An 18819-nucleotide genomic window follows, 5' to 3' on the forward strand; every position below is an offset into this window, starting at 1 on the left:
TCTCCTAATAAAAAGCCACAAAAATTCTACTTTTTTTATTCATTTAATGAAATACCTAAAAACAGCCATTGGAAACGCTGTCAGAACGTTTATTTGCAGAGCCGTCAAAAAAAAGTTTCCTATTTATTCCCATCCTATGTTAGTATTAATTTGTGGTAAAGATCTATCAAGTTTTTTATTTGTTTTCGTTAACTTATCGTTAAGAAAAAAGCTCCCTTTTCAAAGTAAAAGCGAGCTGATTATTAATGACCAAAAATGATCGGGGGAATTAAGAAAATGGCTTTTAAAAATAAAAAAGACCGTTTTGCTTCGTTGTTGCATGACATTGCAGTAAATTTACATGAAGGTGCAAATTTCTTTGCAACTTACAACATTAATTCGGTGGAGGATTTACATACTTTCTCGAATAAAATCAAAGAATATGAAACAGCTGGAGACTCCATGGTTCACAAAATGATTATGGAATTAAACGACGCTTTCATTACACCAATCGAACGTGAGGACATGTTAGAACTTACTAACCGCTTAGACGACGTAATGGATGCACTTGATGAAACAGCTTTCTCACTAGAAATCTGCCAAATCACTCATTATGATGAATACATGACTAAATTTATCCAAGCTATTCAAGCAAGCACTGTTGAAATTGAAAAAGCAGTTGACCTTGTTTTTGATAAAAAACTAAAAGACGTTCGTAAACTTGCGATTCAAATTAAAGATTACGAATCTCAATGTGATGATGTTTACCGCGAATCACTAATCCAACTTTTCCAAAACGAAAAAGATCCAATTAAACTAATTCGTCTAAGAGAAGTTTATGAAAAATTAGAAGACATTGCTGATAGTTGTCAAAGCGTTGCGAATACGCTTGAATCAATTGTCATGAAAAATGCGTAAGGGGCCTAGATAGATGGAAGGAATGTTTCTCATCACCCTCGTCATCGTACTTGCCGCGCTAGCATTTGACCTGATCAATGGGTTTCATGATACAGCTAACGCAATTGCGACTAGTGTCTCTACAAAAGCCTTAAAACCACGACATGCGATTATTCTTGCTGCCGTAATGAACTTTGTGGGTGCTATTTCATTCACAGGGGTTGCTAAAACAATTACAAAAGACATTGTTAACCCATTCGACTTAGATCACGGCGAACTTGTTATTTTAGCAGCATTACTTTCAGCTATTGCTTGGAACTTAATCACTTGGTATTTCGGAATTCCTAGTAGTTCCTCCCATGCCTTGATTGGATCCATCGCCGGTGCAGCCATTGCATCAGCCGGATTTGCAGCAATTGAATACAGCGGATTTACTAAAATCATTGTTGGTTTATTAGTATCTCCTGTACTTGCTTTCGTAGTCGGTTACACGATATATTCACTCTTCAAGGTTTTCCTGAAGAACTTAAACTTAGCCACGACCAATCGGCGCTTCCGGATGATTCAAGTCGGAACTGCTGCGCTACAATCTTACACACACGGAACTAATGATGCACAGAAATCAATGGGGATTATCACAATGGCATTAATTGCTAGTGGTTTCCAAACAACCGATGATGTGCAATTATGGGTTCAAGTATCCTGTGCGATTGCCATGGCGATTGGTACGAGTATTGGTGGTTGGAAAATCATCAAAACTGTTGGCGGTAAAATCATGAAAATCAAACCAGTTAATGGTGTAGCGGCTGATTTAAGTTCCGTTATCATTATTTTCGGTGCTACTTTCATTCATTTACCAGTTAGTACAACACACGTAATCAGCTCTTCTATCCTTGGTGTCGGAACAGCTCACCGTGTCAAAGGTGTCAAATGGGATACTGCCCAACGTATGATTATTACTTGGGTTATCACACTTCCTATTTCAGCAACAATTGCAGCACTTATCTTCTATGTACTAAGATTTATTCTTTAATATTATTTAGAGCCTTGCTAACGCGAGGCTCTTTTTATACATTTTTTTGAATAAAACTAATAAATATAATATAAAACGAGATTATTTTAAAAACATATTGCATATTTACTCATTTTGATGTATTATAATAAACATCGATAATAACGATTCATTGATTATAAATTACTCATATACTAAAGGGAGTTGTACTTATGCAGAAGCATTTATTACAAAAGATTGCAGCAATTTTACTTGTTTTTATAGTTGTATTTTCTGGCTTCACAACTGTGTTCGCCGCTGATACAGAAGATCAAACTTTAGCTAAAATTCAAGAAAAAGGTGTTTTAACGGTCGGCCTTTCCGCTGACTATCCACCGTATGAATTTCATCAAACAATCGACGGTAAAGATAAAGTCGTTGGTTTTGATGTAAGTATTGCGGAAAAAATTGCCAAAGATTTAGATGTTAAATTAGAAATTAAAGAAATGAATTTCGACAGCTTGCTTGGCTCACTAAAAACTGGCAAGATTGATATGATTATTTCCGGGATGTCACCTACACCCGAACGTCAAAAAGAAGTGGATTTCTCTGATCCATACATGTTCGTTCAGCAACGTGTTGTGATTAGAAAGACAGATAAAGATAAATTTACAAGTGTGAATGATTTTAGTGGCGTGAAAGTTGGTGCCCAAAAACAAACGACACAAGAAGAATTAGCTCAAAATGAGCTAGTTGGTTCAGAAGTAGTTTCCCTTCAAAAAGTACCGGACCTTATTCTTAACCTTAAAAGCAACAAAGTCGATGCGGTTGTTTTAGAAGGTCCAGTTGCTGAAGCTTATATTAGTCAAGATAAGACACTCGCTATGGCGGATATCAAATTTGCTAATGGTAGCAAAGAAACCGCCATCGCAATGCCAAAAGGTTCTACAGCTTTACAAGAAAAAGTCAACGCTTCTATTAAAGATATACAAGATACCGGCTTACTGAAAAAATATCAAAAAGAAGCCAATAAATTAATGTTCCAAGATGGTAGCTTTTACGAGAAATATGGTAATTACTTTATCACTGGTACATTAATCACTATTGCCCTTGCCGCTATCGGTGTATTATGTGGTGCCATTCTCGGCTCATTACTAGCGCTCATGAAACTGGCGAAAACAAGATGGTTACGCTGGCCAGCAGCATGTTATATTGAATTTGTCCGTGGTACGCCACTTCTAATTCAAATTTTCATCGTCTTTTTCGGAACTCAAATTATCGGTATGGACGTATCCGCCTTTGTTTCTGGTTGTATCGCCCTATCGCTAAACAGTGCCGCTTATGTTGCTGAAATTATCCGCGCAGGTATTTCTGCTGTCAACAAAGGTCAAATGGAAGCAGCTCGTTCCCTTGGTATGACACAAGGCGCTAGCATGCGTTACATCATCTTACCGCAAGCCGTGAAAAATATTCTTCCTGCTCTTGGGAATGAATTCGTCACTGTTATTAAAGAATCTTCCATCGTATCCGTTATTGGTGTAACAGAACTAATGTTTATGACCGGCGTAGTCCAAGGCGCAAGCTTCAAGCCATTTATTCCGCTAATCATTACATCGTTAATTTACTTTGTACTAACATTTAGCTTATCAAGACTACTAGGTGTTGCTGAAAGGAGAATGAGAACAAGTGATTGATATTAAAAATTTACACAAACATTTTGGCAAATTAGAAGTCTTAAAAGGTATTGATCTTGAAATCGCATCTGGAGAAGTGGTCGTAGTTATCGGCCCTTCCGGAAGCGGAAAAAGTACTTTCTTACGTTGCCTGAACTTATTAGAACAACCAACAACCGGCACGATTCTTTTCGAAAACAAAGACCTAATGGCAAAACAAACCAATGTCAACGAACTTCGTCAAAAAATGGGCATGGTTTTCCAAAACTTCAACTTATTCCCACATAAAAATGTTCTTGAAAACCTAATGTTAGCGCCTATGAAAGTAAAGAATGAAGATAGTGCAGCTGCGAAAAAACACGCGCTTTCTCTACTGGAAAAAGTCGGTCTAGCTGATAAAGCAACTAGCTACCCTTCCCAACTTTCTGGTGGACAACAACAACGGGTAGCCATTGCCCGAGCACTCGCAATGAATCCTGACGTAATGCTATTCGATGAACCAACTTCCGCACTTGACCCCGAAATGGTCGGTGAAGTATTAAGCGTTATGAAGTCGCTTGCTAAAGAAGGTATGACGATGGTTGTCGTAACGCACGAAATGGGATTCGCAAGAGAAGTTGCCGACCGCGTTGTCTTCATGGATGCTGGCGTGATTCAAGAACAAGGCACGCCCGAAGAAGTATTCGGGAACCCGCAAAACGATCGTACAAAAGACTTTTTAGGAAAAGTTTTAGCATAACCAAAGATTACGTCTCGCCTATTTTAGGTGAGGCGTTTATCTGCACTTATAGAAAAAAGGAGCTAATTATACATGATGAATAACTCAAAAATTGCTAAAAAACATCAACAAATGCCTGTGAACATTCTTGCTGATATTGGCACACTTGCCAAAACAATGCCTGATATTCTCGATTTATCCATTGGTGATCCTGATTTAATTACGGATGAATCGATTATTAATGCCGCTTTTGAAGACGTACGGGCAGGCCATACAAAATACACAGAATCTGGTGGAGATGTAGAACTCATCGATGCTATTCGTGGTTATTTTAGCCGTAATTATGATTTGTCTTTTGAACGCAGCCAAATCCGCGCTACAGTTGGCGCGCTTCATGGTATGTACCTAACCTTGCAAACCATTCTCGACGACGGCGATGAAGTCATTATTCACGAACCCTACTTCTCCCCGTATAAAGATCAAGTGTTAAATTCCGGTGGTACTCCTATCATTATTCCAACCTATGAGAAAGACGATTTTGCGATTAATGTCGATATTTTAGAAGCTGCCATTACTGATAAAACGAAAGCTTTAATTTTAAATTCACCTAATAATCCCACCGGTGCTGTTTTTTCACCGGAAACCTTTGAAAAAATTGCTAATCTAGCGAAAAAATATGACTTTTTTATTTTGTCGGATGAAGTATATGATGGTTTTAGTTTTTATGAAGACTTCGTACCAATGGCCAAATTCGCGCCAGATCACACGATTACATTTGGTAGTATGTCTAAAAACTTCGCAATGACCGGTTGGCGCTTAGGATATATGATTGCTCCTACTTATTTAAACGAAGCTGCAAAGATTATTAATGAAGGAATTACTTATTCAGCTCCTACACCGTCCCAAAGAGCTGCTATTTACGCATTAAATCATTCTGAGACACTAATTCCTTTAGTAACAGAAACTTTCCAAAAACGCCTAGAATACATCGCAAAACGGGTGGAAGAAATCCCATATCTTTCTTTACATCCACTTAAAGGTTCGATTTACGCCTTTATTAATATTTCTAAAACAAATATGGATTCCGTTTCATTTACAGAATATGTCTTAAAAGAAACACAAGTCCTCGTCATTCCTGGGCTAGCTTTTGGTGAATCTGGTGATAATTATGTTCGCCTAGCTGCAACCCAAGACATTAGCGTGCTAGAAGAAGCATTTAACCGTCTAGCCAAATTAACCTTTTAACAAAAAGAGCAAACTCGCTTCATAGGCAAGTTTGCTCTTTTTTCTATTTTAAATTGATTTCTGCAAAAGAAGAAACAACCGTCGCCTCTTTTGGAAAAGTGATGTTTTTTGTAGCTTCATTCGGTACGATATACACCTTTAACCCAGCCTGCATTGCTGATAGCGCACCATTTTTGGAATCTTCTATAGCAATTGCTTCTTCTGGTTTAACCCCAAGCGCTTCTACTGCTTGTAAGTAAAGTGCCGGATGTGGCTTAATTTCATCCACATGGTCTGCCGTTTGTATCGTCTCAAAATCAGCTAAAATGCCCAGACGATCCAGCGTAGGCCCAATCCAGTCAAATCCCGAACTCGTTGCAAGGCCTATTTTAAAATCATTCGCTTTTACTTGTTCAAAAAATTCTTTAAAACCATCACGAAAGCCAAGTGATTGTTGACCAAGATGACAAGCTTCCGCCACAGTAGTTAAAAAAGCTTCTTTATCAAAAGCCCCGTTCGTTGCTTCCATCATATAGCGAATAATTGGTTCTTCACTTGTACCGATAATTTGCTGATAAATTTCATCTGGTAAATCAATATCGTACGTCTCTTTCAAATAGTTCATTGTCTCTGTATACCATAAATTTTCCGTATCAAGCATAGTTCCATCAAAATCAAAAACAACTGCCTTCACATGCATCCTCCTAGTATAAGTGATATTTTCATTGTAACATAGATAAACTATTTAAGAAATCTTCGAAAAAGGGTTGCTTTTTTAGTAAAAAACGAATAATATTGTATTTGTGGTTTTTAATGTTCGTTATTTACCATTAAGCATGATTTTAAAAAAGGAGTGAAACACACGCATGTTTCAATTAAAAGCAAACGGTACAGATGTTAAAACGGAAGTTATCTCTGGTTTTACTACATTCCTAACGATGGTTTATATCGTAGTAGTTAACCCAGCCATTCTTTCCGCAGCAGGTGTTCCATTCAATACCGTATTCATGGCAACAATCATTTCAGCAGTAATCGGTACATTATGGATGGCAATTTTCGCTAACTATCCAATCGCGATTGCGCCAGGACTTGGTATGAACGCTTACTTCGTCACAGTAGTTACAACTCAAAAACTAGATTATTCGGTCGCATTCGCTGCGGTCTTTGTAGCAGGTATTATTTTCTTATTATTATCTTTAACACCGCTTCGTGAAAAAATCATTGAAGCTATTCCACATAATTTAAAAGCTGGGATTACTGCTGGTATTGGTTTATTTATCGCTTTCCTTGGCTTCCGTATGACAGGCATTATTGTTTCTAACGATTCTAACTTAGTAGGTTTAGGTGACTTACATTCCAAAGAAGCTATTTTAGCTATTGTTGGTCTTTTAATCACTTTAATCTTGCTTGCTTTAAACGTAAAAGGCGCTTTATTTATTGGGATGATTGCAACTGGTATCATTGCTTTTATCACTGGTGAACTGAAATTTACAGAAGGTATCGTTAAACTTCCGCCAATGCCAGAATTCGTCTTCACTAATCCTATTCACGCTTTTGGTGATGTGATGAGTTACGGGCTCTATGCTGTCGTCCTGTCCTTCTTACTTATAACGATTTTTGATACAACCGGAACAATGATCGGGGTTGCAAAAAAAGCTGGCCTAATGAAAGGTGAGTCATTACCAAATGCGAAACAAGCCTTAATGGCTGATGCGGTTGCAACAAGTGTTGGTTCGATGTTTGGTACAACGCCAACAAGTGCTTACATTGAATCTTCTGCTGGAGTTGCAACTGGTGGACGTACTGGTCTTACTACACTTACAGTTGCTATCCTGTTCATGGTATCAGCATTCTTCGCTCCACTTGTTGGTGCTGTCTCTGGAATTTCTGCTATTACTGCACCAGCACTTATAGTTGTTGGTAGTATGATGATTGGTGCTGTTAAAGAAATCGACTGGGATACATTAGATGAAGCATTCCCTGCTTTCTTAGTTATTCTAGCTATGCCACTTACTTCAAGCATCGCAATCGGCTTAGCATTCGGATTTATTTCTTACCCAGTATTAAAAGTATTCACTGGTAAATGGCGTGAACTTAACTGGTTCCTAATCGTTATCGCCGTATTATTCTTCATTCTCGTAGCATTTTTACCACATTAATCAATGAATAAAAGCGTCTACTGAACTCAGCTAGGCGCTTTTTTATTGGACAAAAACCCGCTCGTTTGCTATAAAGAAGAGAGAAACTAATTAGAAATGAGTTGAACTTGTCGTGTTTTTAAAATCACTGCTCGCTGGTGTCGCACTTGCTGTTGTTGTTTTTCTAGCAAGCTTTTTGATGCCTGACTACACTGTATCCACTTTATATTCCATTGTAACGACTATCATTGTCTTTGCATCCATTATTCTATCCGCATTCGTATCCTTTGGTGGCCGTAGTGGAAACCCAAGTCGAAAAAGCCAATTACGCTGGAGTATCCTGCTTTTAGTTGCAGCAATTCCTAGTTTTATCGGCTTTATCGTAACTTTTTACTTTTAAACTAAAAAGAAGCATTCCCAAAATATGGAAATGCTTCTTTTTTTAATCTTCTAAAGCGGAAATAAATGCTGGTAAATATTCTGGAAGGTCTGGTGGGCGACGACTCGAAATAATATGGCCGTCTGTTACAACAGGCTCGTTATGCCAAATAGCTCCCGCATTCGTCATATCATCTTTAATTCCCGGTGTACTTGTTACATTCACGCCTTCTAAAATACCAGCCGAAACAAGTACCCATCCAGCATGGCAAATTTGTCCAATTGGTTTTTTCGCCTTATCAAACGCACGAACCAAATTTAGTACGCTATCAAAACGGCGTAATTTGTCTGGGGACCAGCCACCTGGAACTAAAATCCCATCATAATCTTCTGCGCGAACAGAATCAAAATCATAGTCAGAAGTAACAGGAACTCCGTACTTACCGTGATAAACTTTCTTTGCTTCCTCAGCCACTAGATGCACCGAAGCTCCTGCCTCGCGCAATCTAAGCACTGGATACCAAAGCTCTAAATCCTCAAAGTCTTCACTGACAAGTGCAATAACTTTTTTACCTTTTAAAGTCATATAAATCTCCTCCTATCCTCTTCTACAGTATAACAATAACTAGATTGTTATTAAATTATTCCGCCTATAAAAGAAGACAAAAAAAGACGCTCGAAATAAACATTTCCAGCGTTGCCATCATGTTCGGGCGTCTATGCATAACGGGATGAGGCATAGACATGAACTACACGGCCAATGAGATGAATGAAAACAAATAATGATTTTGGTGTCTAAACAGATGTCTGACTAGTTGCCATTCTATTGGAAGATGGATACACCAAAAGTCATTATAACCATGATAGGGTCTTATCCCCATGAAAATCACATTAATAAAAATGAAACTTTCATCAAGGTAAAACTCTATCCTATAACTTATTTTACTATTGTTCTTGAAAAAAGCAAGTAAATAAATATAGATTTTTTGTGACAAAGATAAGAAAGATGAGAACTGGCTTACTTTTATTGTTATTTTCTGTATAAAAATTACTATATTACAAATAAAAAGGAAACCATTAAAGGTCCCCTTCAACTAAAAATTTCTACAACCATCCAAGAAATAATAGCGACTAATGGAATTAAGACCCATACATTATGACCAAGTAAGCTAGAGCGAGCAGCTGGTTTGTCTTCGAGCAGTTGAATTCTATCACGCAAATCATGCACTTCAAGCTCAAGGTCTTGTACTTTATCTTCAAGTTCGTATAAACGTTCTTCCATTTGAATCCCTCCACACCTTTTCTATTGCCTATTATACGCTAAGCTCCATGAAACACATCGTTCCATAGGCTGATTTATTGCTAATTTATTGTCATACCGTTCAGGCATTTGCTACAATGAAAGAAAACTATCAACTGTTGGGGTGGAAAAATGGAAATTCAAGTAGAAGAAGCTGTTGTAAAACTCATTTTGCATGGCGGAAACACACGAAAAGAAGCATACAAAGCAATTGATTTTGCGGAAAAGTATCAATTTGATGAAGCCGATAAACATCTGCAAATCGCACAGGATCAATTCCAAGAAGGTCATATTTGGCAAACAAAATTAGTATCCATTCGCGACTCAGAAACGGTAGCTCATCCTTCCTTTTTACTTATTCATGGGCAGGATCACTTAATGACGGCACAAGCGGAATTGCAACTTGCCAAAAGAATCATTAAACAATACAAACATCAACAACGTATCGAAGAACGACTTACTAAACTTGAAAATCAAGCGTGAGAGGTCGCTGGAAATAAGAAGTAATTTTCACTTGTAAGCACATTTGGACGCACAAACAACATATCTTCCGTTTCAATGATATAAGCCGCATCAATGTATTTGCTTTTTTCTGGCGTAAAAAGAAGATGGATTGTTTCGATTTTTTTGGTAGAAAGATAACTTAGAACTTCCACCACATCTAGTTTTTTTGTACTAAGAATATCCAGTACATATAGATCAGTACCTTCCTGTTCCATCAGAACAATTACATCTAATTCTTCCAAATAATAAAGCTCGTTTTTTAACGCAATTAATACATAAAACATCAGTAAATCTTCACTTTCTTTGACATCTAATATGTTAGAAAGTGATGCTCTTTTGGATACAATACGACTAATTAGCTGAAAATCCGTTTTATTATCGGGATTCAGCTTTTTTAATTTACTAGCTTTTTTTTTCAAATTGCAAGCATCTACAGTAAAACTACTTTCCTCTATACGTTCAAACCCAAATTTCGGGTAAAAATCCAATACAGTATCATTTGCAAATAAATAAAGAAAATCATACTGGTCTTCATACTTAGCTATCACATGATTTAATAAATTCTTAGCAAGACCCTGTCCACGGTAATTCGGATGCGTCATTACTGTTCCAATTTGTAACGCACTATAATTTTCCCCTTGATAAATTAAATTCATTTTGTTAATGGAGACGTTCGAGATAACTTCATTATTATCTATATAAGAATAACAAACATACTTGTCATTCCAAAAACCGCTTCTAAACCATTCTTCAAAATTAATGTCAAATGTACTTTCCGCAAGTTTATTAAAACTATCACGATACATTTTATTATCTTTATAATCACTTATCATTTCATAATTCATCGTTTTAATCCTCTATTCAGTCATATAAAAATAACAGGTATAACGCAAAATACGTCCTACCTGCTTATTTTTATTTAATTCAACGTATACCAAGCGCTATTTTTGCATAGCGTGACATACGATCTTTAGTCCAAGGTGGATTCCAAACAAGATTTACATTTGTATCTTTCACTTCTGGAATATCACTAAGTGCCATTTGTACTTGCTCAGTCAAAATACCAGCAAGTGGACATCCCATTGTTGTAAGCGTCATTGATACTGTGCAAAGGCCGTCATCATCTAATTCAACATCGTATACAAGACCAATATTCACAATATCAATTCCAAGTTCTGGATCGATAACTTGTTCTAGTGCGCCCATTAAATTTTCTTTCAGTTGCTCATCCATGAAGCATATGCCTCCTTTTTGCCATTTTGTACATTTATTGTATCATATATGAGAATGATTTTCATTATAAGAATTTCTCGAAAAAGCTTACACCTTGTAGCATTCCTTCGACCGAAACTTTGTGTTTCGCATTGTCGTCGATGATAAATTGCACATTATCTGCCAAGCTTTCTTCTACTAATGTTTGGTATAACTTTTCGCTGTACGCAAAAGGTACCACATCGTCTTTTTTGCCATGCCAAAGTAACAATGGTCGGTTATTTATTTTGGTGATATTTTGGGTCAAATCATATTTTTGTAAAGTTAAAATTCGCTCATCCACGTCATACGGGAAAGTTAACCCTTGCGCCAATGCATATTTAGATAACTCCTTAGCAAAATCAACGTAATAAGCACTTCCCATTAAACTGACCGCTACTTTAATATTTTCATATTGCCCAAGAAGGCCAAGCGAAGTAATAGCTCCCATGGAAACTCCGCCAACTCCAATACGATTAGCATCCGTTTTTCCAGCTTTAATTAATTCATTAGTAATTAGAGGGAATTCTATAATATTTGTCTCAATAACATCCCAAAAGAATGTAGCCTGATCTTCCGGATTCGCTCCTTGTAGACGCTCACCATGCAACTTTGCATCCGGCAAAACTACTCGAAAGCCACGCTGCGCAAGTAGATAACCATAATGTAAATATAATTCTTTTTGAGAAGTAAATCCATGATAAAAAATAATCGTTGGTAACATTTGATCAGCATTTTCACTATTACTAATATGTAAAACTGGTATTCCCGCAATTTGTTCATTTTCCACTTGAATCATTGTGAAGCCTCATTTCTATTGAGTTTATTAAGCTACTGTAAAGGTCGGAATCATTTACAAATTTGTGATAAACGTCTATCATTGATGTGTGCCCTTATTTTAGCATGAAGGGGCAGCTTTGAACCAACCATATGAATTAAAGGAGCAAACTATGTCTAAAAAATTAATCGTACTAGATCTTGATGGAACAACACTTAGAGATGATTTAACTATCTCCTCCCATACAAAAAAAACTTTAGAAAAAGCCCGCATGGCCGGTCACGAAGTAATGATTGCAACGGGACGCCCATATCGAATAAGTGGCTCTTATTACCATGAACTCGGATTAACAACGCCGATTGTAAATTTCAACGGTGCCGTCTATCACCATCCTAGACTTACTACCTTCGCTGAGGGCTATCATCATGCCATTGATTTACAAGTTGTTCATGAGTTACTCGATTTTTCAAACGGCTTTTCATTAGATAATATCGCAGCAGAGGTGCAAGATAATGTCTTCTTAAAAGAACGAAACAACAGCGTTCCTGAAACATTCCACTTAGGCACTGAAAACATTGTCTTTGGAAACATCCGTGATGCTATTAAATCAGATGCTACTTCTTTACTGTTTTTTGGAAAAATTGACCAACTTGATTTAATTAGCAAACACTTGGATGAATCTCTTTCCGGCGTTATTTCTCACCATACATGGGGAGCATCTGCTTGGCCAGCCGTTGAAATTATTAAATTCGGTATTCATAAAGCTATTGGCGTGCAAGCAGCGGCTAAAACACTAGGCTTTGATCGTAAAGATATCATTGCATTTGGCGATGAAACTAATGATTTACAAATGCTTGATTACGCTGGTGTTGGGGTTGCTATGGGAAATGCTGCCGAGTCTGTTAAAAATGTGGCAAACGTGGTAACTGCTTCTAATCAAGATGATGGTATAGCACTCTATTTAGAAGAAAACTTAAATCTATAATAAAAAGCTGCAAGTAAGGTCTTACAAAAGTTAGGAATGCTAATTTTTGATTCAAGAGCCATTACTTTGCAGCTTTTTTACATCATTTTATTTTTATACATCGCCATTGCTAATTTTTGATCTGCTTCTGAACGAAAATCACCGAATACGCTTGAGGTCTCCATAACATTAATAAATGCTTTAGAGTCAAACTCGCCAACAATGTGCGTAATATCATATAGTTCATAACGCGTAATCACCATAATCAGCATTGCTACGTCTTCTTTTGAATAACCACCCATCGCATCCACAACTGTAATTCCTCGTACCATGTTCTCATGGATTGCTTTGATTACTGTTTCAGAGTGTTGCGTCATTATCATGACAGTCAGCTTCTGATGTCTTGTATGAATAATGTCAATAACTCTACTCTGAACATATAAAGAAATGAGCGTGTACAGCGCAAATGTCCAATCATATGCAAAACCTGCAACAATAATAATAACTCCATTTAAAAGCAAGAAATATTTCCCAAAAGAACGCCCTGTTTTAATAGTGATATACATTGCTACTATATCTAATCCGCCAGTAGAAATACCGAATTTCAAAGCCAGACCAATACCTACAGATGCAATTAAAGCCCCAAAAATCGCATTAAGCAAAATATCACTAGATACTTGCACCTCTGGGATAACAATCAAGAAAAAGGACATAAAAGCAACTGTTAAAAAACTAAAAACAGTAAATGATTTTCCTACTTTTAACCACCCTAAAATCGCCACTGGAATATTTAATAACAGAACAAGTAGTCCTGTTGAAATAGAAATATTCATTGAATCTCGTAACATGTCTGAACCTAGTTGTGCAACCCCATTTAATCCAGCTGCATAAACTTGTGCTGGTATTAAAAAGAAGTTCATGCCTATTGCGTTTAAAAGTGCTGCTATTATTGCAATGGCGGTTTTTTTAGCATACTCTTTATATACTATTTTTGAACTCATTTTCTTCTCTCCTTTTTTGGCCCTAACATAACATACCAACTTTCTAGAGAAAAGAGAAGTCTTTTTTATTATTTTTTTGATTTTTAATTAAATAATGGATATCCGCCTGATAAATAGAAGCCTAATGAGATGGTAATCACTACGACAATAACAAAAATCATCAAAAACATTCCTGTTGGTTTTTGTTGTTTCCTGTAACTAAGTAGCATCTCCACTACACCAATTACAATGATTCCCATCAGAATTTTAAATATTGCCAGAATCCAACTTTGCTCTATGCTGTATTTGACCATCATAATTCCACTCAAAATAACCAGAATATAAAAAACTCGATTGATCATTTGCAACATTGTAAAACTTTTTGTCGATTTCGAATAAATGAGTAAAGCTGTAACCGTTAGTACAACAATAGCCACCCATGAAATCAAATGAATATAACCCCACATAATACATCCCTCTTTCTTATTAAGATTTTCTTACTTTGTTAGTCAGTGTCCCAATTTTATCAATAGTAATTTCGACAACATCTCCAGCTTGCAGAAAAGTTGGAGGTGTCATGCCTTTCCCCACACCACTTGGAGTTCCTGTAGCTATCACATCCCCAGGCAACAATGTATGCCCTTTTGATAAATCAGAAATAATCCTAGCTAAATTAAATATACATTTATCTGTAGAGTCAGACTGTCTTATTTCACCGTTAACCTTAGTTTCAATATGAAAAACAACTTCTTTACTTCCATTGTTTTCCAGCACATATGGTCCCATTGGACAACTGGCATCAAGACTTTTCCCAAGGTAAAATTGTTTATGTTTTTTCTGAAGATCCCGAGCTGTTACATCATTTAAAATAGTAAATCCAAATATGGCGGATAATGCATCTTGCTCGGATAAATCTCTTACCTTTTCTCCTATAATTACTGCGAGTTCACCTTCATAATCTAATTGACTAGTTAGGTTTTGATGTAGCTCAATTTTGCCATTATGCGGCAATAAACTATTAGCACTTTTTGTAAATACAAGGATATGTTCTGGAACGTCTTCTTTGCTCCCCATCTCTAGCACATGATTATAATAATTTTTCCCAATTGCAATAATATTATTTGGTGGGGTGATAGGAACTTGGATTTCTACTTCAGCTAAATCAATATCCCCTTTGATTCCTTTTAGTTCAGGGACAAGCGGCTTTTCTTTGATAAAGTCTAAAAGAGTAGCAGGTGGATTCGAAAAAATTGTTTGTGCAGGGATAATTTTATTTTCAGGTGTTAAAATGCCATAATTAAAATCGCCCTCATGCTGATAACTCAACCATTTCATTTAAAAACCTTCCTTTGTGTTTATTTGACATATATGTTGTCCATCGAAGAAATATAAATAAGCTGCATCAACTTTTTTACCACTTATCGCTTGAATCGCTTTTGCATAAAGTTTGATTTGAATATGATATCGTTCTTTCATTATTTTTTCAGCAGCTTCCCAATTAGAATACCTACCCTCTATTTTATCTGTTTTATAGTCAATCAAAGTAATTGTTTCTTCCTCTTCAATCATGCTATCTACAACACCTTGGATAAGTACGCGTTCGTCTATATCAACTTTTTCGTATAACTCAGATACAGGAAGTAAATAACTAAATGGCACTTCACGTTTTACTAAATCTTTTTTCTGCAACATAGTTTTTCCTAATTGCGATTCAAAAAAGCCTAGCACTTGTTTAATATTGATTGCTTTAAGTTGTGCTTCTGTTAGTATATCCTTTTCACGCATTGTTTGTAAAAGCTGTTCCAAATCTTCCTTTGTCGGTTGATGTTCTAAAGAAACTGCTTGCATTAGCGTATGCATTGCCGTGCCAATTTCTGTTGCAGATAATTTATTTTGCTGTAAAAATTTGGGTCTGTCTAATGAAACTTTTTGAAATTCTTTTAAAAGTGTAGTATCACTCCAACTATCTTGCAAAGAAAATTGCCGCTTGAGCTCTGTTACCGACTGTTTAGCACGAATCTTTGTCGCCTCTTCATTTTGGTACTCATAGTTCATATATCGCTGAATTTCATCCTTATAAGGGCTTTTGACAGGTATTGGTTGATGTTCTTTTATATTGTCCAACCAATTAACCGTTTCTGTCTTTTCCAATTCATTAGTTAGAAACATTTCCTTGGTTTTTATTTCAATCTGTAGTTTCATATCTGTCGGAAGCGTTTGGATCATTTCCTCACACAATAATTCTTTAAAATTAGGATGTCTAATTGTGGCGTTTCCTATCCAATCCAAATAACATTTCGCTTTAGCTCTTGTGGATGCAGGTAAAATAGTCTCTTTTTCTTTTGCAACTTGTAACCAATTCTTACTTGTTTTTTCAAAATCAGGCACCGTTGCTGTCAAAATTAACTTCTCTTCTGCACGAGTAAGAGCAACGTAAAGAACTCGCATCTCTTCCGCGATCATTTCTCGAGATTTTTTTTGTTTCATTGCTTGCTGCATAATTGTTGGATAAACAATCATTTTCTCTATATCTCGATAATTAGATGCAAAACCGTAATCCTTATCTAAAAGTGTTTTGCTATAAATATCACGCATATTAAATTTCCTGCTTAACCCAGAGACAATGACCACTGGAAATTCTAATCCTTTACTTGCATGGATTGTCATCATACGAACGACATCTTCTTTTTCACCAAGTGTTTTTGCGGTTCCTAAATCATCGCCTCGAACTTCTAAGCGTTCGACAAAACGGACAAAGCGAAACAACCCACGAAAAGATGTTTTTTCGTATTGATTAGCTCGGTCATATAACGCACGTAAATTAGCCTGGCGTTGTTTGCCACCCGGTAATCCACCAACAAATTCATAAAAATTAGTTTCTTGATAGATTTGCCAAATTAATGATGTTAAGTTTTCCCGGATAGATAACTCACGCCAATTATTTAACTGTTGAATAAAATCACTCATTTTATCTGCAGTTTCCGAAACGGTTGTATCTTTGTATGTTAACAATGCATCATAGAAATAACCATTCTTTTTCGCCATACGAACTTGTCCTAGCTCTTCTTCGTTTAAACCGATTATGGGTGACCGTAAAACAGCAGCGAGCGGAATATCTTGGTAAGGGTTGTCAATCACTTTCATCAGTGCAATCATCGTAGCTACTTCTGTTGTTTCAAAATAACCAGAATTGTTATTCGCGTAAAAAGGGATATCCTGAACTTTCATTGCTTCTTCCATATCTGGAGCGCTTGTCATCGCCCTAGCTAAAATAACTATATCTCGATATTGAATCGGTCTGTTTTGTTTCATTTTTTTATCAAATATAGGAAACTTATTGTCTATCATTTCTTTAATTTTCATTGCAATTGCACGTGATTCCACTTGATTTTTTTGTAATTCTTGAGGTGACAATTCATCTTCAGTTTCACTCTCCACAGACTTCATATCAATTAGCAGTAGTTCCGTCGCCATATCAGTCGTTTCAGGAAAACTTGCGCCTAAAGTTAATTCCGCCGCTGCATCATAATCAATTTCAGCAATGTGCTTATCCATCAATTGATGAAATATAAAATTAGTCGCATCTAAAACTTCTTTTCTACTTCTAAAGTTTTGCGACAAATCAATACGTATTCCGCTTCCATTTCCATCTTGTTGGTAAGTTTGATATTTCGTCATAAATAGCGTTGGTTCTGCTAAACGGAACCGATAAATAGACTGCTTTACATCCCCAACCATGAATAAATTCCCTTGTTCCTCACCTGAATTAGTTACTAGTCGTAGGATAGTTTCTTGCACCATATTAGTATCTTGATATTCATCAATTAATACTTCTTTAAATTGTTTTTGATAGTTTTTAGCAACTTCTGATGCTTCATTGTCTTTTAATAAAATCTTTAATGCTAAGTGTTCTAAATCATTAAAATCCAATACTCCTCTTTGCTGTTTTTCTTCAAAGAAATTTTCAGCAAATTTTTTCACTAATCTACTCAAGGTTTTGATGTCTGGTTTCATTTTTTCTAAGTCAGATAAATAATTTATTTCTTCTCGTGAAAACCAATCAGTTGCGATATTTTTAATTTCTTTTTTTGCTGCATCTCGAAATTTCTTTGCTTCCTCTACATATTCTTCATCGTAATCACTTTTATTTTTTAGTGTTGGAATACGCTTAAAATCAATACTTTCAATAGCCTTTTTCAGCTGTCCCCAGCTATTCCAGCTCAATTCTGTTATTGCTTCAATTTGAGCTAAATCATTTTCTAACGTAGCTAAATAAGGTACAGGTCCATTATTTTCATTTGCATAATCTATCGCATTTAATAAATAATTTTTAGCTTGATTAACTCTTAATTCAATATCTTCTTTAATAATTGGAAAATAAGGTAATTCTGTAATCGAAGTAGTCTCTTCTGTATTATAAAAGTCCACCATTTCTTCTAACCATATATTCGGATCTGGATTTGCTCTTGAGAAATCATATAGCTTAGATATTAACGCGTGAAGCTCTGCATCCGACCTATCTCCAGTAAAAGACTCTACCAAGTGAAAAAACGGCTCATTGTTTTCAATACTGTATTCTTGTTCAAGCAAATTTTCTAGAACCTCATCACGAATCATACTACTTTCGATTGGCTCAATTAAGCGAAAATTTGGATCAATATCTGCATCAAAATAATATTTTCTAATAATTTCTAAGCAAAAAGAGTGGAGAGTGGAAATAGAAGCATAGTTAAGTAAAGCCACTTGCCTTTTTAAATGGGTAGAATCTGGATTTTGAGCTAGAGCTTCTTCCAAGCCTTTCCCAATTCTAAACTTCATTTCAGCAGCAGATGCATTAGTAAAAGTTACGATTAGCAACTCGTCAACATTTAAGTTCGCTGACTCATTTATTAACTTCTCAATAATTCTGGTTACTAATACAGCTGTCTTCCCTGAACCAGCAGCAGCAGCTACAAGCACATTGTTCCCTTCAGCTTGGATAGCTTTCCACTGGTCATCTGTCCATAAAGAACTTTCTGGTTTTGGCGGTATATTTAATCCCATG

Annotated in this window: 20 protein-coding genes; 9 read left to right on the forward strand and 11 right to left on the reverse strand. The window is 36.2% G+C overall.

Features of this window, described 5'->3' with window-relative positions; genetic code table 11:
• The first annotated feature begins 276 nt into the window (after window positions 1-276).
• From LMOATCC19117_RS11705 to LMOATCC19117_RS11725, 5 genes are all read left to right on the forward strand, one after another.
• Window positions 277-897: a DUF47 domain-containing protein gene (locus tag LMOATCC19117_RS11705; protein ID WP_003723380.1), complete on the forward strand. Its 621-nt coding sequence runs from the start codon at window positions 277-279 to the stop codon at window positions 895-897.
• A gap of 13 nt (window positions 898-910) precedes the next feature.
• Window positions 911-1909, forward strand: a complete 999-nt coding sequence (locus tag LMOATCC19117_RS11710; protein WP_003727820.1) for an inorganic phosphate transporter — start codon at window positions 911-913, stop codon at window positions 1907-1909.
• 191 nt (window positions 1910-2100) lie between these two features.
• A complete protein-coding gene (locus tag LMOATCC19117_RS11715; protein ID WP_003727819.1) occupies window positions 2101-3561 on the forward strand; it encodes an ABC transporter permease subunit in 1461 nt (486 codons plus the stop codon).
• Window positions 3554-4279 carry an amino acid ABC transporter ATP-binding protein gene (locus LMOATCC19117_RS11720; protein WP_003726784.1) on the forward strand — a complete coding sequence of 242 codons (726 nt, stop codon included), beginning with the start codon at window positions 3554-3556 and terminating at the stop codon, window positions 4277-4279. The genes LMOATCC19117_RS11715 and LMOATCC19117_RS11720 overlap by 8 nt, the downstream gene beginning before the upstream one ends.
• Window positions 4280-4354: 75 nt before the next feature.
• Window positions 4355-5503, forward strand: a complete 1149-nt coding sequence (locus LMOATCC19117_RS11725) for a pyridoxal phosphate-dependent aminotransferase (RefSeq protein WP_003727818.1) — start codon at window positions 4355-4357, stop codon at window positions 5501-5503.
• A gap of 43 nt (window positions 5504-5546) precedes the next feature.
• On the opposite strand, the gene LMOATCC19117_RS11730 is transcribed toward LMOATCC19117_RS11725, so the two are convergent.
• Entirely contained in the window at window positions 5547-6176 is a 630-nt protein-coding gene (locus LMOATCC19117_RS11730) for an HAD family hydrolase (protein ID WP_003730859.1), read from the reverse strand.
• Window positions 6177-6348: 172 nt separating this feature from the next.
• Between LMOATCC19117_RS11730 and LMOATCC19117_RS11735 the strand changes: the two genes are divergently transcribed.
• Window positions 6349-7641 carry an NCS2 family permease gene (locus tag LMOATCC19117_RS11735; RefSeq protein ID WP_003726806.1) on the forward strand — a complete coding sequence of 431 codons (1293 nt, stop codon included), beginning with the start codon at window positions 6349-6351 and terminating at the stop codon, window positions 7639-7641.
• Between the two features lie 112 nt (window positions 7642-7753).
• The gene (locus LMOATCC19117_RS11740) at window positions 7754-8020 is read left to right on the forward strand and encodes a hypothetical protein (protein ID WP_003723655.1); all 267 of its coding nucleotides are present in this window, start codon (window positions 7754-7756) and stop codon (window positions 8018-8020) included.
• 42 nt (window positions 8021-8062) lie between these two features.
• Here the strand turns inward: LMOATCC19117_RS11740 and LMOATCC19117_RS11745 are convergent, their stop codons facing one another.
• The 3 genes from LMOATCC19117_RS11745 to LMOATCC19117_RS11755 form a co-directional block, all read right to left on the reverse strand.
• Window positions 8063-8584 carry a type 1 glutamine amidotransferase domain-containing protein gene (locus tag LMOATCC19117_RS11745; protein WP_003723656.1) on the reverse strand — a complete coding sequence of 174 codons (522 nt, stop codon included), beginning with the start codon at window positions 8582-8584 and terminating at the stop codon, window positions 8063-8065.
• 163 nt (window positions 8585-8747) lie between these two features.
• Window positions 8748-9092: a hypothetical protein gene (locus LMOATCC19117_RS11750; RefSeq protein WP_003727816.1), complete on the reverse strand. Its 345-nt coding sequence runs from the start codon at window positions 9090-9092 to the stop codon at window positions 8748-8750.
• On the reverse strand, window positions 9089-9280 hold the full coding sequence (locus LMOATCC19117_RS11755) for a hypothetical protein (RefSeq protein ID WP_003726807.1): 192 nt from the start codon (window positions 9278-9280) through the stop codon (window positions 9089-9091). The genes LMOATCC19117_RS11750 and LMOATCC19117_RS11755 overlap by 4 nt, the downstream gene beginning before the upstream one ends.
• A 150-nt stretch (window positions 9281-9430) precedes the next feature.
• Here LMOATCC19117_RS11755 and LMOATCC19117_RS11760 point away from each other — a divergent pair, with 150 nt between their 5' ends.
• On the forward strand, window positions 9431-9781 hold the full coding sequence (locus tag LMOATCC19117_RS11760; protein ID WP_003726808.1) for a PTS lactose/cellobiose transporter subunit IIA: 351 nt from the start codon (window positions 9431-9433) through the stop codon (window positions 9779-9781).
• On the opposite strand, the gene LMOATCC19117_RS11765 is transcribed toward LMOATCC19117_RS11760, so the two are convergent.
• The 3 genes from LMOATCC19117_RS11765 to yjfP form a co-directional block, all read right to left on the reverse strand.
• Window positions 9772-10647: a GNAT family N-acetyltransferase gene (locus LMOATCC19117_RS11765; RefSeq protein WP_003730858.1), complete on the reverse strand. Its 876-nt coding sequence runs from the start codon at window positions 10645-10647 to the stop codon at window positions 9772-9774. The two genes, LMOATCC19117_RS11760 and LMOATCC19117_RS11765, sit on opposite strands and share 10 nt — an antisense overlap.
• A gap of 79 nt (window positions 10648-10726) precedes the next feature.
• Window positions 10727-11035, reverse strand: coding sequence for a metal-sulfur cluster assembly factor (locus LMOATCC19117_RS11770; protein ID WP_003720638.1), 309 nt, complete (start codon window positions 11033-11035; stop codon window positions 10727-10729).
• A 64-nt stretch (window positions 11036-11099) separates the two neighbouring features.
• Window positions 11100-11852 carry an esterase gene (yjfP, locus tag LMOATCC19117_RS11775; protein ID WP_003727814.1) on the reverse strand — a complete coding sequence of 251 codons (753 nt, stop codon included), beginning with the start codon at window positions 11850-11852 and terminating at the stop codon, window positions 11100-11102.
• 118 nt (window positions 11853-11970) lie between these two features.
• Here yjfP and LMOATCC19117_RS11780 point away from each other — a divergent pair, with 118 nt between their 5' ends.
• Window positions 11971-12816 (forward strand): Cof-type HAD-IIB family hydrolase, encoded by an 846-nt coding sequence (locus tag LMOATCC19117_RS11780; RefSeq protein WP_003744514.1) that lies wholly within the window; start codon window positions 11971-11973, stop codon window positions 12814-12816.
• A 77-nt stretch (window positions 12817-12893) separates the two neighbouring features.
• Here the strand turns inward: LMOATCC19117_RS11780 and LMOATCC19117_RS11785 are convergent, their stop codons facing one another.
• From LMOATCC19117_RS11785 to addA, 4 genes are all read right to left on the reverse strand, one after another.
• Window positions 12894-13796: a YitT family protein gene (locus LMOATCC19117_RS11785; protein WP_003726822.1), complete on the reverse strand. Its 903-nt coding sequence runs from the start codon at window positions 13794-13796 to the stop codon at window positions 12894-12896.
• A gap of 83 nt (window positions 13797-13879) precedes the next feature.
• Entirely contained in the window at window positions 13880-14242 is a 363-nt protein-coding gene (locus LMOATCC19117_RS11790; RefSeq protein WP_003726823.1) for a YisL family protein, read from the reverse strand.
• Window positions 14243-14261: 19 nt separating this feature from the next.
• Entirely contained in the window at window positions 14262-15110 is an 849-nt protein-coding gene (locus LMOATCC19117_RS11795) for a fumarylacetoacetate hydrolase family protein (RefSeq protein WP_003727812.1), read from the reverse strand.
• Entirely contained in the window at window positions 15111-18818 is a 3708-nt protein-coding gene (gene addA / locus LMOATCC19117_RS11800) for a helicase-exonuclease AddAB subunit AddA (RefSeq protein ID WP_003734372.1), read from the reverse strand.
• Window position 18819: the final 1 nt, after the last annotated feature.

The sequence above is a fragment of the Listeria monocytogenes ATCC 19117 genome, assembly GCF_000307025.1.
In the GTDB taxonomy this organism is placed as follows: domain Bacteria; phylum Bacillota; class Bacilli; order Lactobacillales; family Listeriaceae; genus Listeria; species Listeria monocytogenes_B.

Bases quoted from the DNA above. Each gene is read 5' to 3' on its own strand.
- LMOATCC19117_RS11705 (WP_003723380.1), top strand. From the start codon at position 277: ATGGCTTTTAAAAATAAAAAAGACCGTTTTGCTTCGTTGTTGCATGAC.
- LMOATCC19117_RS11710 (WP_003727820.1), top strand. From the start codon at position 911: ATGGAAGGAATGTTTCTCATCACCCTCGTCATCGTACTTGCCGCGCTA.
- LMOATCC19117_RS11715 (WP_003727819.1), top strand. From the start codon at position 2,101: ATGCAGAAGCATTTATTACAAAAGATTGCAGCAATTTTACTTGTTTTT.
- LMOATCC19117_RS11725 (WP_003727818.1), top strand. From the start codon at position 4,355: ATGAATAACTCAAAAATTGCTAAAAAACATCAACAAATGCCTGTGAAC.
- LMOATCC19117_RS11735 (WP_003726806.1), top strand. From the start codon at position 6,349: ATGTTTCAATTAAAAGCAAACGGTACAGATGTTAAAACGGAAGTTATC.
- LMOATCC19117_RS11745 (WP_003723656.1), bottom strand. From the start codon at position 8,584: ATGACTTTAAAAGGTAAAAAAGTTATTGCACTTGTCAGTGAAGACTTT.
- LMOATCC19117_RS11755 (WP_003726807.1), bottom strand. From the start codon at position 9,280: ATGGAAGAACGTTTATACGAACTTGAAGATAAAGTACAAGACCTTGAG.
- LMOATCC19117_RS11760 (WP_003726808.1), top strand. From the start codon at position 9,431: ATGGAAATTCAAGTAGAAGAAGCTGTTGTAAAACTCATTTTGCATGGC.
- LMOATCC19117_RS11765 (WP_003730858.1), bottom strand. From the start codon at position 10,647: ATGAATTATGAAATGATAAGTGATTATAAAGATAATAAAATGTATCGT.
- LMOATCC19117_RS11770 (WP_003720638.1), bottom strand. From the start codon at position 11,035: ATGGATGAGCAACTGAAAGAAAATTTAATGGGCGCACTAGAACAAGTT.
- yjfP (WP_003727814.1), bottom strand. From the start codon at position 11,852: ATGATTCAAGTGGAAAATGAACAAATTGCGGGAATACCAGTTTTACAT.
- LMOATCC19117_RS11785 (WP_003726822.1), bottom strand. From the start codon at position 13,796: ATGAGTTCAAAAATAGTATATAAAGAGTATGCTAAAAAAACCGCCATT.
- LMOATCC19117_RS11790 (WP_003726823.1), bottom strand. From the start codon at position 14,242: ATGTGGGGTTATATTCATTTGATTTCATGGGTGGCTATTGTTGTACTA.
- LMOATCC19117_RS11795 (WP_003727812.1), bottom strand. From the start codon at position 15,110: ATGAAATGGTTGAGTTATCAGCATGAGGGCGATTTTAATTATGGCATT.
- addA (WP_003734372.1), bottom strand. From the start codon at position 18,818: ATGGGATTAAATATACCGCCAAAACCAGAAAGTTCTTTATGGACAGAT.